Origin of the sequence: Mesorhizobium sp. B1-1-8 (genome assembly GCF_006442795.2) — a bacterium.
Taxonomy (GTDB): Bacteria; Pseudomonadota; Alphaproteobacteria; order Rhizobiales; family Rhizobiaceae; genus Mesorhizobium.
Genome location: NZ_CP083956.1, coordinates 913,314 through 927,482 on the forward strand (window position 1 = coordinate 913,314; position 14,169 = coordinate 927,482).

A 14,169-nucleotide genomic window follows, 5' to 3' on the forward strand; every position below is an offset into this window, starting at 1 on the left:
TCGGCGAACAGGCAATTCGGACGAACAGATCTCAAGCAGAGAAGAGAACGGACAGGCACAATGGCTACCGAAATCCGCGTCCCCACACTCGGCGAATCCGTCACCGAGGCGACCGTCGGCAAGTGGTTCAAGAAGGTCGGCGACGCGATCGCCGCCGACGAGCCGCTGGTCGAGCTCGAGACCGATAAGGTGACGGTGGAGGTGCCTGCCGCCGGCGCCGGAACGCTGGCCGAGATCGCCGTCAAGGAAGGCGAGACGGTCAATGTCGGCGCGCTGCTCGGTTCGATTTCGGCCGGTGGCGGAGCCGCCAAGCCTGAAGCAGCGGCCGCCAAGCCCGAGGCACCGCCGGCGACCAAGCCGCAGGCGGTGGCGCAGGCCTCAAGCCCGGACGCCGCCTCCACCATTAAGCAGGCGGCGGCGGAGACCGCCAAGATCGCTGGCGATGCCGGCCCGATCGAGCAGCGCACCATGCCGCCGGCGCCGTCCGCGGCCAAGCTCATCGCCGAAGCCAATCTCTCCGTCGACCAGATCACCGGCACAGGCAAGCGCGGCCAGGTGCTGAAGGGCGATGTGCTCGACGCGATCGCCAGGGGTGCGCCGTCGCAGCCGGCCGAGACGCCGAAAGCGGCACCGGCGCCCGTTGCCGCGCGGGCGCCGTCTCCGGCTGAGGATGCGCCGCGCGAAGAGCGCGTGCGCATGACCAAGCTCAGGCAGACCATCGCGCGTCGGCTGAAGGAGGCGCAGTCGACCGCCGCCATGCTGACCACCTTCAACGAGGTCGACATGAGCGCGGTGATGGCGCTCAGGACCAAATACAAGGACGTGTTCGAGAAGAAGCACGGCGTCAAGCTCGGCTTCATGGGCTTCTTCACCAAGGCGGTGACGCATGCGCTGAAGGAAATTCCGGCGGTCAACGCCGAGATCGACGGCACCGACATCATCTACAAGAATTTTGCCCATGTCGGCGTCGCCGTCGGCACCGAAAAGGGCCTCGTCGTGCCGGTGGTGCGCGACGCCGACCGGATGGGAATAGCCGAGATCGAGAAGGAGATCGGCCGGCTGGGGCTGGCCGCGCGCGACGGCAAGCTGTCGGTAGCCGACATGCAGGGCGGCACTTTCACCATCTCCAACGGCGGCGTCTATGGCTCGCTGATGTCGACGCCGATCCTCAATGCGCCGCAGTCCGGCATCCTCGGCATGCACAAGATCCAGGAGCGGCCGGTGGTGGTCGGCGGCCAGATCGTGATCAGGCCGATGATGTACCTGGCGCTGAGCTACGATCACCGCATCGTCGACGGCAAGGAAGCGGTGACCTTCCTGGTGCGTGTCAAGGAAAGCCTGGAGGATCCCGAGCGGCTGGTGCTCGACCTGTAAGGTGACCCATGGCGGCTCGCGGCCGGAGCGGCGAATGAAGGCCCGTCTGCTTGCTGCCGCGAAACCGGTCGCACTTGCGGCCGGTGTGGCTCTCGTGGCAGCCAACGCCAATGCCGCCTGCCCGATCCGGCTCGCCGTCTATGGCGAGGCGAAAAGCGGCGCCGAGATCGATTTCATCCCAACCGGCACCTCGGCGACGATCACCAATACGTTCCGCATGATTCTCGACAACAACACCGTGCTCGACGGCATCGCCATGTGGACCGAAGGTGACGCCGGACGGCCGCATGGCTCGCTGATGTACAAATGCCCGACCGGCGATGTCACCGGCGACGAGCTCGCCGCCTGCACGGTGTGGGAAGGCGTCATCTACAGCGCCGATGACAAGGGCAGCATCGGGCTGCTGCCGGCCGAGGGCGCCGATGCGCCGAAAAGTCTGATCTTTCCCGATCTCGGGCCGTCGCTCGAAATGTCGGCGGCCTATGGTCCCGCCGGCTTCTCCAAAGTGCCGTGGGACATCTTCGTGCTGAAAGGCTGCCAGGAATGAGCGCCGAGAAAAAGACGCTGCTGGTCACCGGCGGCAGCCGCGGCATCGGCGCGGCCATCTGCCGGCAGGCGAGCAAGGCCGGGTATCGGATCGCGGTCAACTATGTCTCCAACCAGCCAGCAGCCGAGGCGCTTATTGCCGAACTCGAAGCGGCGGGCGGCGAAGCTTTTGCGGTCAAGGGCGACATCGGTATCGAAGCCGACGTGGTGGCGGTGTTCGACGCCGTGGACAAAGCCTTCGGCCGGCTCGACGCTTTCGCCAACAATGCCGGCATCGTCGACGTCAAGGCGCGCGTCGACGAGATGAGCAGTGCGCGGTTGGAGCGCATGATGCGCATCAACATCGTCGGCTCTTTCCTCTGCGCCCGCGAAGCGGTGAAGCGCATGTCGACGCGCCATGGCGGCAAGGGCGGCGCCATCGTCAACATTTCCTCGGCTGCCGCCAGGCTGGGCTCGCCGGGCGAATATGTCGACTACGCCGCCTCGAAGGGCGCGATCGACACGCTGACCATCGGGCTGGCGCGTGAGGTCGCGCTGGAGGGCATTCGCGTCAATGCGGTCAGCCCCGGCATTACCGAAACCGAGATCCATGCCTCCGGCGGACAGCCGGATCGCGTGGCGCGCATGCAGGACATGCTGCCGATGAGGCGGGCAGGCACGGCCGACGAGGTCGCCGGCGCGGTTCTCTATCTTCTGTCGGACGCGGCCTCCTATGTAACGGGCGCGATCCTGAGCGTAAGCGGCGGCCGGTAGGCGCCACCAAAAGGGATAAGATCATGGCTTATGACGTCGTAATCATCGGATCGGGACCGGGCGGCTATGTCTGCGCCATCAAGGCGGCACAGCTCGGCCTGAAGACCGCGGTGGTCGAGAAGAACGCCACCTTCGGCGGCACCTGCCTCAACATCGGCTGCATCCCGTCGAAGGCGCTGCTTCACGCCTCCGAGATGTTCGCGGAAGCCGGCCATGCCTTCGACGCACTGGGCATCGAGGTCGGCGCGCCGAAGCTCAATTTGAAGAAGATGATGGCGCACAAGGACACGACCGTCGCGTCGAACGTCAACGGCGTCGCCTTCCTGTTCAAGAAGAACAAGATCGATTCTTTCCGCGGCACCGGCAAGGTGGTCGGCGCCGGCAAGGTGTCGGTGACCGGCGAGGACGGCAAGGTCGAGGAGATCGAGACGAAGAACATCGTCATCGCCACCGGCTCTGATGTCGCCGGCATCCCCGGCGTCAAGGTCGATTTCGACGAGAAGGTGATCGTCTCTTCCACCGGTGCGCTGTCGCTGGCCAAGGTGCCAGCCAGCCTCGTGGTGGTCGGCGGCGGCGTCATCGGGCTGGAGCTCGGCTCGGTCTGGTCGCGGCTCGGCGCCAAGGTCACTGTGGTCGAGTTCCTCGACACCATCCTCGGCGGCATGGACGGCGAGGTGGCGAAGCAATTCCAGCGGATGCTGTCCAAGCAGGGTTTCGAGTTCAAGCTCGGCGCCAAGGTCACCGGCGTCGCCAAGGCCAAGAAGGGCGCCAGCGTCACCTTCGAGCCGGTGAAAGGGGGTGCTGCTGAAACCATCGAGGCGGACATGGTGCTGGTCGCCACCGGCCGCCGCCCCTATGCCGACAGTCTCGGCTTGAAGGAGGCGGGCGTCGAAGTGGACGAACGCGGCCGGGTCAAGACCGACGGGCATTTGCGGACCAATGTGCCCGGCATCTACGCCATCGGCGACGTCATCGCCGGGCCTATGCTGGCGCACAAGGCCGAGGACGAGGGCGTGGCGGTGGCCGAGACGATCGCCGGCCAGGCCGGCCACGTGAATTACGACGTCATCCCGAGCGTCGTCTACACCAGCCCGGAAATCGCTTCGGTCGGCAAGACCGAAGAGGAATTGAAGAAGGCCGGCATCGACTACAAGGCCGGCAAATTTCCGTTCAGCGCCAACGGCCGGGCGCGCGCCATGCTGCACACCGACGGTTTCGTCAAGATCCTGGCCGACAAACAAAGCGACCGCGTGCTTGGCGTCCACATCGTCGGCTTCGGCGCCGGCGAGATGATCCACGAGGCGGCGGTGCTGATGGAGTTCGGCGGCTCGTCCGAAGATCTCGCCCGCACCTGCCATGCGCATCCGACGATGTCGGAAGCGGTGAAGGAAGCGGCGTTGGCCACATTCTTCAAACCGATCCATATTTAAGGCAGTGCGCCGCAACCCCGAACTTCGTCATCCTATGGCGGAGCAAGGAGCGGAGCGACGCGGCGCAGACCATAGGATCCATGCCGTTACATCAAGGCGCTGCTGCGATTCAGAATTCTGCACCGTTGCGTCCCACGGCAACGGTCATGGCATGGATCCTCGGTCAAGCCCGAGGATGACGAAGGCGCGGTTGCGGCGAAAACAGAACGGCCCGCCTTTCGGCGGGCCGTTTGTCGTTGAAAGCTGTGCGTGATTACTTAGCCGGCGCGGGTGTTGGTGCCGGCGCGGGCGCGGGTGCCGGGGCGGGTGCTGGCGCGGGTGCCGGGGCTGGCTTTGCAGGCGCCGGAGCAGGCGTCGCCGGGGCCGGCTCGGCGGGTTTCATCGTCGGCGCGGGCGCCGGGGCCGGCGTGCTGGCGGCCGGCGGCTGGGCGGGTGTCGGAGCGTGCTCGCCGCCGCTTCTGCCAAAGACATAATACGCAACAACGGCCAGGATAATGACAACAAGGGCGATCAGCCATCCGCTGCCGCCGCCACCGCTCGACGAGGGAGGCGTGTTGGGAGGGGTGAAGGGGTCGTTGGGGTTCGCCATAAAACGTGTCCTCCTTGAATTAAAGGTATCAAACAACCAGCCATCAACGCGCAGTGCTGCAATCGGTTTCACGCGAGGGAGCGAAAAAACGTTGAAAACCCCGCGCTTTAGGTCCGACAGCCGCAAGGCGACTCAGTTGACGGCGGTAACAATATACCCCGCTTTACGGAAATCCTCGACCAGCCCGTCTGGACCGGGCAAATGCATGGCGCCGACCGCCATGAATACATTGCCCCTGGCCAGGATTGGCGCGGCATGGTCGGCCATCACCTTGTTGCGGCTGAGGATCATGGTCTGGTCGAATTCGGCGTAGTCTTCGGCCTGTTCGGGAATGGCGACCTTGAACAACGGCACAATCATGCCGATGTCGCCTCTTTGGTAGAGGGCGATCATCGTCTCGTTGACGTCGTTCACTTTATCGCCGAGCTTCACGGTCTCGACCAGTCCCTTCATATGGAAGGCAAGCGGCAGCGAAGCCATGGCGCGCAGTTGATCGGCGACGGTCTCAAGACCCTCGATCGTCTTGCCGCTTGCCTTCGCCTCTTGAGCCAGCTTCACGTCCAGCACCGGGGCTCCGGCGGTCTGCCGCGCCACCTCGCAGGCCGGCAGCGCCAGCATGGTCGACAGGATCCACGGCTTCATTTTGGCGACGGTCGAAGGCGGGATGCCGCGCGCATCGAGCCCCTTGTTCAGCACCGCCGCATCCTGCGGCGACAGCAGCGACGACAGCGTCGTGTTGTCGGTGAACATCATCAGGCCCGGCTCGGCGGCGACCGCGGCCATCATCTTGCGCTTGTCCAGCACTTCGGTGGTTTCGATGATGACGGTATCGGCACCGTCATAAGCCTTCTGCGCCATGGGCGGCAGCGTGGTGACGCGCGCGTCGGTCATGTGCATGGTGCCGAACAGATAGGACGGCTTTTCGCCGGGTTTCTCAAGCTTCCACAACAGGCCCTTGCCGTTGAGAACGGCGGCGGCCTCGGTCTCGACCTTCTTGAAGGCGGCGGGATCGCTCTTTTGCAAGGCCGCCAGCAGATCGGTGCCGGCGCAGGCCTCGGCATGCGCCCTGCCGGCTACCAGCAGGACGATGAGGAAAGACAGGAAAAACAGGACATTGAGCGCTGCGAGCAGCTTCAACGAGACCAGGGCAGCGCGGTCGGCTATGGCGATGACGCGTTTCATGGCGGCCGTCTTAACACCCAAAAGCGGCAAAACGGTTAATCGGGAGAATGAAATTGTCTCTGGTCCGGTGAGCCTATCGCTTCGTCATCCACGGGCGGAGCAAGGAGCGAAGCGACGCAGCGCAGACCCGAGGATCCATTCCGTGCCTTCAAAGCGCCGCTGCGGTCCAGAATTCTGCACCGTTGCACTCCACGGCCGAGGCCACGGAATGGATTCCAAGGTCTGCACCGCGTCGCTTCGCTCCTTGCTTCGCCCTAGAATGACGAAGTCCGGAGGGCTCAGGATGACCCCAGAGGTTTCACGCCCGCGGATGCGCCTGCTCGTAGATTTCGAGCAGCCTTGCCGTGTCGACGCCGGTATAGATCTGGGTGGTCGACAGGCTGGCGTGGCCGAGCAGTTCCTGGATGGTGCGCAGGTCGCCGCCGCGGCCAAGCAGGTGCGTGGCGAAGGAATGGCGCAAGGCGTGCGGCGTCGCCGTCTGAGGCAGATTGAGCGCCGAGCGCAGCCTCGCCATCTCGCGCTGGACGATGGCCGGGTTGAGCGGGCCGCCGCGGGCGCCGCGAAACAAGAGACCCTTCGGATCGATATGGTAAGGGCAGAGCCGGCGGTATTCGGCAACTGCCCGCAGCGCCACCGGCAGCACCGGCACCAGCCGCGTCTTGCCGCCCTTGCCGGTGACGCGCAGCACCGTGTCGGCCTCGGAGGCGAGGTCGGCGCCGGCCAGGCCGAGCGCTTCCGAGATGCGCAGGCCGGAGCCGTAGAGGAGGGTGAGCACGGCAGCGTTGCGGGCGGCAATCCACGGCTCTTCCGCCAATTGGCCTTCCACCGCTACGACCTGTTTTGCGTCGCTCGCCGTCAACGGTTTCGGCAATGACTTCGGCTGGCGCGGGGCGCGCAGCGCCGCGGCACCCGCGGCATTGACGAGGCCCCGCCGTTCGAGAAAGCGCAGCAGCGAGCGGATGCCGGCAAGGCCGCGGCCGAGCGTGCGGGCGCCGGCGCCGCCGGCCCGGCGCGTGGCAAGAAAGCCGCGCAGATCGGCCGGCCGCAGGTCGGCGATGTCCGAGATACCGGGCGGACCACCGCAATGGCCGGTCAGGAAGTTGAGGAACTGGCGGGTGTCGCGCTCATAGGCCTCGACCGTTTCGGGCGACAGCCGGCGCTCGCGCGCCAGCATCTTCAGCCAGGTTTCGCGCGCTGCCTGGAGGTCTGGCTTTGCCGGGATGAGGAATTCCTGCATGGCGCCATTTTCCGGCACTGAGGTTAGGAAGCGGTGAAGAGGCGATCATTGAAATGGCGGGCCCAGGGCGTTAGAGCAGGGCAAAGGGAAGCTCCGCCGATGTCCAAGCCCCAGAACCCCGTCCAGATGGCCGTGATCGGCGCCGCCCATGGAATCAAGGGCGAATTGCGGGTGAAGACCTTCACCGGCGATCCGCTGGCGCTGGCCGATTATGGGCCGCTTTATGCTAGGGACGGCCGCGCCTTCCAGATCATCGACATCAGGCCGGCCGGCACGGTGGTGGTGGTGCGCTTCAAGGGCATCAGTGACCGCAACGCCGCCGAGGCGCTCGCCGGAACCGAGCTCTATGTCGATCGTTCGATGCTGCCGGACGATGGCGAGGAGGACGAGTTCTACCATGCCGACCTCATCGGCCTCGAGGTCCGCGATGAGACCGGCGTCATCGGCAGGATCGTCGCGGTGCACAATTTCGGCGGCGGCGACATCCTCGATGTGACGCTTGGCGAGCGCAAGGGCGTGCTGATCCCGTTCACGCAGGCCGCTGTTCCGCATGTGTCGATCGCGGACGGTTTTGTCCGGGTCGATCCGCCGGCGGCGGGGCTGGTCGACGACGAGGAGAGCGAAGCGCCCGGCCGTTCCGGCTTCGACCCGAAGGGCCGGCCGCGCGGCCCGAAGGACGCCGGGGGCAACCGGTGAGCTTTGCGGCTGCAGTGCTGACGCTCTATCCGGAGATGTTTCCGGGCGCGCTCGGCCTGTCGCTCGCCGGCCGCGCGCTGGAGGCCGGCACCTGGTCGCTCGAGGCGATCCAGATCCGCGACTTCGCCACCGACAGGCACCGCACCGTCGACGACACGCCGGCCGGCGGCGGCGCCGGCATGGTGATGCGCGCCGACGTGCTGGCCAGGGCGATCGATCACGCTTCGCCGGAGGGCGATCCGCGGCCGCGGCTGCTGATGAGCCCGCGCGGCAAACCGCTGACCCAGGCGCGCGTGCGCGACCTCGCCGCCGGACCTGGCGTGGTCATCCTTTGCGGCCGTTTCGAAGGCGTCGACCAGCGGCTGATCGAGGCGCGGTCACTGGAGGAAGTCTCCATCGGCGATTTCATCCTGTCGGGCGGCGAACCGGCCGCGCTTGTGTTGCTCGACGCAGTGGTGCGGCTGTTGCCGGGCGTCATGGGCAACGCGGTGTCGGGCGAGGAAGAGAGTTTCGAGAACGGCCTGCTGGAGCATCCGCACTACACGCGGCCGCAGGAATTCGAAGGCAGGCCCATTCCCGAGGTGCTGACTTCCGGCAACCATAAGAAGATCGCCGCCTGGCGGCGCGCCGAGGCCGAGAAGCTGACAAGAGAGCGGCGGCCTGACCTGATTTCTGATCGACCATGATCTTTTTTCGAAAACCGGTTCCCACTTTTCGGGATCATGGTTTGGCCATTCACCCCTTGGTGAAATAGTAAAACGCCAGAAACAGGCCGACGGCGACGACGAAGCCGCGCACCACGCCTTGCGGGACGCGCTTGGCGATCCAGACGCCGGCATAGCCGCCGAGCGCGCCGCCCGGGATCATGACGATCGCCTGCGGCCAGGCAACGACGCCGCCGGAGACGAAGACCAGGATGGCAATGGCCGCGATGACCACTGCCAGCATGTTCTTCAGCGCGTTCAGCCGGTGGTAGTCGCCGGCCTGCGTCAAGCCGAGGGTGGCCAGCATCATCACGCCCATGCCGGCGCCGAAGAAGCCGCCGTAAATGGAAGTCACGAACTGCGCCAGCGATCCCGCAAGGGAACCCACGGAGGCCTGATGCTCGGGGCCGGGCGTCGGCTTCAGCCATGGTCCGGCGGCGAAGAGTGCGGTGGCGGCGATGAGCAACCACGGCACCAGTGCACGAAAGGACGGATTGTCGAGCGCCAGCAGGATGAGCGAGCCCGCAAGCGCGCCGCAGGCCGATATCAGGCTGAGCAGCAGCGCCTGGCGCCAGAAATGCCTGATGTCGTCGCGATAGGCGAGCGTCGAGGTGATGTAGCCCGGGAACTGCGTCACCGAGGAGGTGGCGTTGGCGACGATCGGCGGCAGGCCGACCAGGGTCATGGCGCCGAATGTAACGAAAGTGCCGCCGCCGGCGACGGCATTGACCGCGCCTGAGATAAAACCGGCGAGAAAGAGCAGCGCGGCATCGAAGATCATCATTGGGGGAACGCCAAAGAAATGCTTTTTTCCGGCTTAGGAAGCCTGAGAAGCGCGCGCAACCCGGCACGACGGGATTATGATGGTGCCATCGAGCGCAAAAAATTAGACGTCAAAGGCGTGACAAAGCGTCGAAATAGCTGTATGTGCCCGCCCGAACCGGAAGAACATTCTGCCAAGCGCGATCTTCTGGCCCGTCAACAATGACGGTGTAGTCGCCCCTGTCCGATGTCTTTCGACAAAGGACATAGCCGAGCGGTCAATGGAACTGCAAGGCGAGTGCCGGACGCTCTGACTGTCGGAAGAACAAGAAGTGGATTTTTTGAGATGGATCTCATCCGTCAGCTCGAGGCCGAACAGGCCGCCAAGATCGAAGCCAAGCGCAAGCTGCCCGAATTCCAGCCCGGCGACACCGTGCGCGTCCAGGTGCGCGTCACCGAAGGCACCCGCACCCGCGTCCAGGCCTATGAAGGTGTCGTCATCGCCCGCTCCGGCTCCGGCTTCCAGGAGAATTTCACCGTCCGCAAGATTTCCTACGGCGAAGGCGTCGAGCGCGTGTTCCCGGTCTATTCGCCGATGGTCGAGGGCGTCGAGATCGTGCGCCGCGGCAAGGTGCGCCGCGCCAAGCTCTATTATCTGCGCGACCGTCGCGGCAAGTCGGCCCGTATTTCGGAAAACACCGGCGTGCGCGCCCGCAAGCTGAACGACGAAGAGCGCGACGCGCTGAACGCCGAGCGCGCCCGTATCGAGGCCGAGAAGGTCGCCGCGGCTGAGGCGCTGGCCGTCGAGAAGGCCGCGCAGGACGCCGCCGAAAAGAAGGCCGCCGCCGAGGCAGCCAAGGCCGCTGAGGCGACCTCCGCCGAATAAGGCGTTTCGACAATTGTTCTTTGGAAAGGCGGCTTCGGCCGCCTTTTTCTTGTGTGCCGAGCATGATCGACAGCTCGGAGGTGTGAGTCCTCTACCCAGCCTGATGACGGCGAAGGGTTAGCGAAGCGCAAGGGCGTCGTCGTGAGGCGGGGTCTGAAGGAAGCGTGGAGCAAACCCGCGACCCGATGGACAAGAACCGGATATGAGGCCTACCCGGCCGGACGAGCGGGCACGTGACCGCGAAGTCCATGGTCATCAAGGACCGGGGTGGTAAATCCGGCGGGTGTGCGGGGAAGGCGGTCGATCTTACCTCGGGAGATCTGCGCCGTGTCCGGAATTCCGGACTGAGCCCGCCGTGAGGCGTGCCGATCGCGGCGCAGAAGTCAGCAGAGGGCATAGTAGCCGCCGGGCTTGCCCGGAGGCGAAGGCTCGAACGGTTGGAAGGACGAGTAGGACGGAGTTCTCGCATTGGCCATGCGGCGGAAAACCCAGCTTGAGCTGGCTTCTCCGAGATGGGAGCGGGTGAAGCCCGCGACCGCTCTGGGGCAGGGACCGAAGCCCGTGCGGCGAACGCCGCCTCCGAAAGCCCGGCGGCGATGGCCGGACCGTGCATGGAAGCGATTGTCGAGCGCGACAATCTGAGGAAGGCGCTGGCGCAGGTCCGGCGCAACAAGGGAGCGCCGGGGATCGACGGCATGAGTGTCGAGGCCTTGGCGCTGCATCTGAAAGACCACTGGCCCGAACTTCGTGCCCAATTGCTCGAAGGCTCCTACAAGCCGCAACCGGTGCGGCGCGTCGAAATCCCGAAGGCGTCCGGCGGCACCCGTCCGCTCGGCATCCCGACAGTGCTCGACCGCTTTATCCAGCAGGCGGTGATGCAGGAGCTGCAGGACGCATGGGATGACGGGTTCAGCGCGTCGAGCTACGGGTTCCGACCCGCACGCTCGGCACATCAGGCGGTTGCCGCGGCGCAAGCGTTCATCGCGTCGGGCCACCGCATCGTGGTGGACATCGACCTGGAGAAGTTCTTCGACCGGGTCAACCACGACATCCTGATGGGGCTGGTGGCCAAGCGGGTATCCGATCCGCGCCTCCTTCGTCTGATCCGGGGCTTTCTGACCTCGGGAGTGCTCGAAGGCGGGCTGGTCGGCCCAATCGATGAGGGAACGCCGCAAGGCGGCCCGCTCTCGCCGCTGCTGTCGAATCTGATGCTGGACGAACTCGACAAGGAACTGGAGCGACGCAAGCATTGCTTCGTGCGCTACGCCGACGACTGCAACATCTATGTGCGCAGTGTGCGGGCGGGTGAACGGGTGATGGCCAGCGTCGAACGCTTCCTCGACAGGCGTCTGAAGCTGAAGGTCAACACGCACAAGAGCGCGGTCGCCCCGTCGCACCGGCGCAAGTTCCTCGGCTTCAGCTTCACGGACGAGAAGACGCCAAGGCGTCGGATCGCGCCTGAGGCGGTCGCCCGGTTCAAGGAGCGCGTGCGGGTGCTGACGATGCGGACGCGGGGCGCAAGCCTCGTGCTGATAGCCAAGGAGCTGTCGACCTATCTGAAAGGATGGCGCGGCTACTTCGGCTTTTGCGAAACCCCGTCGGTGCTGCGCGACCTCGACCGGTGGATCAGGCGAAGGCTGCGATCCATCGCATGGAAACAGTGGACGCGCGGGCGCACCCGCTTCGCGGAGCTGCGGCGCCGGGGTGTCGGGCGCGAGCTGGCGGCACAAACCGCCGGCAGTGCGCACGGTCCCTGGCGCATCAGCAACAGTCCCGCGCTCGCCATTGCCCTGCCAAATGCTTTCCTCGCAAGCATCGGCCTCGCTTCCATCGAACCCGCCAAGACCGCATAACCAATCGAACCGCCCTGTACGGACCCGTACGCAGGGTGGTGTGGGAGGGGAGGAGCCGCGAGGCTTCCCCCTATCCCGATTTCACCGATCCGTGATGGCGTATCGCGAGAAAATCGCTCCGGCGTCGTTGACGACGAATTATCTTGTACACTAAGTAATCGTATGCAAAATAACAGGAGACCGGAAATGCCAGCAATCTACACCACCCAGGCCCACGTCACCGGCGGCCGCGCCGGTCATGCCGAGACCAGCGACGGTTTGCTCAAGGTCGACCTGGCTCTGCCGAAGGAGATGGGCGGGCAAGGCGGCGGCACCAATCCGGAACAGCTTTTCGCGGCCGGTTATGCCGCCTGCTTCGAAAGCGCCATGCGTTTTGTCGCACGCAAGCAGAAGCTGCCGCTCAAGGACGTGGCGATGACGGCCACGGTCAGCCTGCATGATAACGGCCAGGGCGGCTTCCGGCTCGGTGTCGCTCTTGCCGCAGACACGAAAGGCCTTGATCAGGCGGCAGCTGACGCGCTTGTATCCGAAGCGCATCAGATTTGCCCCTATTCCAACGCCATCAGGGGCAATGTCGAGGTGGCGCTTTCGGCAAAGGCGGCATGAGGACGAAAGCCACGACGAGCAGCAAGAATGTCCCGGCGCAAGCCGCCGGGACGATCCCCGTTCCGCGCCTCGACCAGCAGCTCTGCTTCGCGCTTTATTCGGCAAGCGGGCTGATGACGAAGCTCTACCGGCCGCTGCTCGAGCCGCTCGGCCTCACCTATCCGCAATATCTGGCGATGCTGGCGCTGTGGCAGCATTCGCCGAGCACGGTCGGCGAGGTCGGCGCGGCGCTGGGCCTGGATTCGGCGACGCTGACGCCGCTGATCAAGCGGATGGAAGTGGGCGGCCTCGTCAGCCGCCGACGCGACAGCACCGACGAACGCCGGGTGCTGGTCGAGCCGACCGCCAAGGGCCAGGCGCTGCGGGCCAAGGTTCAGGATATGCAGGCGGCGCTCGCCTGCAGCATGCCGCTGGAAGCGGGCGAACTCAAAGCCCTGCACGGCACGTTGACCCGGCTGGTCGCGGGATTGCGCGAGGTTACAGCCGGCCAGGATTGACGGCGGCAAGAACAATTGCCGGAAATCATCTTCCGGAAGCATGGAATCCGATTCGACGCGCAGCGGCGGCGGGGACCGGCTTGCAAGGCGCTTGCGGAAAGCTAAAGTCGGCGCCGGTATTGTTCGTGGCGCGCGAGCCTGGCGCGCCAGTTTACCTCCGGGGAGTTTGTCATGACCAAGTCGAAACTGCTGCTGGCCGCCTTGCTGGCCTTAATTCTCGCGCCCGTCGCGGCGCTCGCCGACACCCTGCCCGACCTCGGCGGCCGCAAGGTTGTGGTGGTGACGGAAAATGCCTACCCGCCGCTGCAGTTCATCGACAAGAAGACCGGCAAGCAGATCGGCTGGGAATACGACGCCATGGACGAGATCGCCAAACGGCTGAATTTCAAGGTCGAGTACCAGAACACCTCCTGGGATGCGATGATTCAGGCGGTTTCCGACAACCAGTACAACATCGGCATGACCGGCATCACCATCAAGGACGACCGCAAGCAGAAGGTCGACTTCTCCGACCCCTATATGCGCTCGGAGCAGTTCATGCTGGTGCGCGGCGACGAGAGCCGTTTCACCGACGCCAAGACGTTCGGCGCCTTCAAGGACGGGCTGATCGGCGCGCAGGCCGGCACGACGCCCTTCTACACCGCCGTCTACAGCGTGCTCGACGGCAACGAGCAGAACCCGCGCATCAAGCTGTTTGAAACCTTCGGCGCGACCGTGCAGGCGCTGAAGGCGGGCGATGTCGATACGGTGCTCACCGACGGCACCGCCGGCAAAGGCTATGTCGACGCTTCCGAAGGCAAGCTGAAGCTGATCGGCGGCCCGCTCGGCACCGAGGATTTCGGTTTCATCTTCCCCAAGGGGTCGGACCTGGTGAAGCCGGTCAACGCCGCGATCGCTTCGCTGAAGGCCGACGGCACGCTCGATGCGCTGAACAAGAAGTGGTTCCTTGACTACAAGATGGGGCAGTGAGCTCGTCTTGTTGCTGGCGGTGGGTTTGCAGGAAATCGCGCTGACATTGCGCCTGGGCCCCCCTCTCTGCCCTGCCGGGCATCTC

At 65.2% G+C, this 14,169-nt stretch carries 14 protein-coding genes; 11 read left to right on the forward strand and 3 right to left on the reverse strand.

Going from position 1 to position 14,169, the window contains the following annotated elements; translation table 11 throughout:
- Nucleotides 1–60 precede the first annotated feature (60 nt).
- From odhB to lpdA, 4 genes are read left to right on the forward strand one after another with little or no spacing between them, the layout of a single operon-like run.
- The gene (gene odhB, locus FJ974_RS04415) at nt 61–1,374 is read left to right on the forward strand and encodes a 2-oxoglutarate dehydrogenase complex dihydrolipoyllysine-residue succinyltransferase (protein WP_140539125.1); all 1,314 of its coding nucleotides are present in this window, start codon (nt 61–63) and stop codon (nt 1,372–1,374) included.
- 34 nt (nt 1,375–1,408) lie between these two features.
- Complete coding sequence (locus FJ974_RS04420) at nt 1,409–1,921, forward strand: hypothetical protein (protein WP_140539126.1); 513 nt, start codon at nt 1,409–1,411, stop codon at nt 1,919–1,921.
- Nucleotides 1,918–2,673: an SDR family oxidoreductase gene (locus tag FJ974_RS04425; protein ID WP_140539127.1), complete on the forward strand. Its 756-nt coding sequence runs from the start codon at nt 1,918–1,920 to the stop codon at nt 2,671–2,673. The genes FJ974_RS04420 and FJ974_RS04425 overlap by 4 nt, the downstream gene beginning before the upstream one ends.
- A gap of 23 nt (nt 2,674–2,696) precedes the next feature.
- Nucleotides 2,697–4,103 carry a dihydrolipoyl dehydrogenase gene (gene lpdA, locus FJ974_RS04430; protein ID WP_140539128.1) on the forward strand — a complete coding sequence of 469 codons (1,407 nt, stop codon included), beginning with the start codon at nt 2,697–2,699 and terminating at the stop codon, nt 4,101–4,103.
- Nucleotides 4,104–4,824: 721 nt separating this feature from the next.
- On the opposite strand, the gene FJ974_RS04435 is transcribed toward lpdA, so the two are convergent.
- Together FJ974_RS04435 and FJ974_RS04440 are read right to left on the reverse strand one after the other, a co-directional pair.
- Nucleotides 4,825–5,874 (reverse strand): TraB/GumN family protein, encoded by a 1,050-nt coding sequence (locus tag FJ974_RS04435; RefSeq protein ID WP_140539129.1) that lies wholly within the window; start codon nt 5,872–5,874, stop codon nt 4,825–4,827.
- A gap of 298 nt (nt 5,875–6,172) precedes the next feature.
- On the reverse strand, nt 6,173–7,111 hold the full coding sequence (locus tag FJ974_RS04440) for a tyrosine recombinase XerC (RefSeq protein ID WP_140539130.1): 939 nt from the start codon (nt 7,109–7,111) through the stop codon (nt 6,173–6,175).
- A gap of 99 nt (nt 7,112–7,210) precedes the next feature.
- Between FJ974_RS04440 and rimM the strand changes: the two genes are divergently transcribed.
- Together rimM and trmD are read left to right on the forward strand one after the other, a co-directional pair.
- Nucleotides 7,211–7,807 carry a ribosome maturation factor RimM gene (gene rimM / locus FJ974_RS04445; protein WP_140539131.1) on the forward strand — a complete coding sequence of 199 codons (597 nt, stop codon included), beginning with the start codon at nt 7,211–7,213 and terminating at the stop codon, nt 7,805–7,807.
- The gene (trmD, locus tag FJ974_RS04450; RefSeq protein WP_140539132.1) at nt 7,804–8,493 is read left to right on the forward strand and encodes a tRNA (guanosine(37)-N1)-methyltransferase TrmD; all 690 of its coding nucleotides are present in this window, start codon (nt 7,804–7,806) and stop codon (nt 8,491–8,493) included. Before rimM ends, trmD begins: the two co-directional genes overlap by 4 nt.
- A 49-nt stretch (nt 8,494–8,542) precedes the next feature.
- Here trmD and FJ974_RS04455 read toward each other — a convergent pair whose 3' ends face one another.
- A complete protein-coding gene (locus FJ974_RS04455) occupies nt 8,543–9,295 on the reverse strand; it encodes a sulfite exporter TauE/SafE family protein (RefSeq protein ID WP_140539133.1) in 753 nt (250 codons plus the stop codon).
- Nucleotides 9,296–9,619: 324 nt separating this feature from the next.
- On the opposite strand from FJ974_RS04455, the gene rplS reads away from it, so the two are divergent.
- From rplS to FJ974_RS04480, 5 genes are all read left to right on the forward strand, one after another.
- A complete protein-coding gene (gene rplS / locus FJ974_RS04460) occupies nt 9,620–10,159 on the forward strand; it encodes a 50S ribosomal protein L19 (protein ID WP_140539134.1) in 540 nt (179 codons plus the stop codon).
- 611 nt (nt 10,160–10,770) lie between these two features.
- Nucleotides 10,771–12,012: a group II intron reverse transcriptase/maturase gene (gene ltrA, locus FJ974_RS04465; protein ID WP_226891473.1), complete on the forward strand. Its 1,242-nt coding sequence runs from the start codon at nt 10,771–10,773 to the stop codon at nt 12,010–12,012.
- A 186-nt stretch (nt 12,013–12,198) separates the two neighbouring features.
- On the forward strand, nt 12,199–12,618 hold the full coding sequence (locus tag FJ974_RS04470) for an organic hydroperoxide resistance protein (protein ID WP_140539137.1): 420 nt from the start codon (nt 12,199–12,201) through the stop codon (nt 12,616–12,618).
- Nucleotides 12,615–13,115, forward strand: coding sequence for a MarR family winged helix-turn-helix transcriptional regulator (locus FJ974_RS04475; RefSeq protein WP_140539138.1), 501 nt, complete (start codon nt 12,615–12,617; stop codon nt 13,113–13,115). The genes FJ974_RS04470 and FJ974_RS04475 overlap by 4 nt, the downstream gene beginning before the upstream one ends.
- 171 nt (nt 13,116–13,286) lie before the next feature.
- Entirely contained in the window at nt 13,287–14,084 is a 798-nt protein-coding gene (locus FJ974_RS04480; protein WP_140539139.1) for a transporter substrate-binding domain-containing protein, read from the forward strand.
- Nucleotides 14,085–14,169 lie beyond the last annotated feature (85 nt).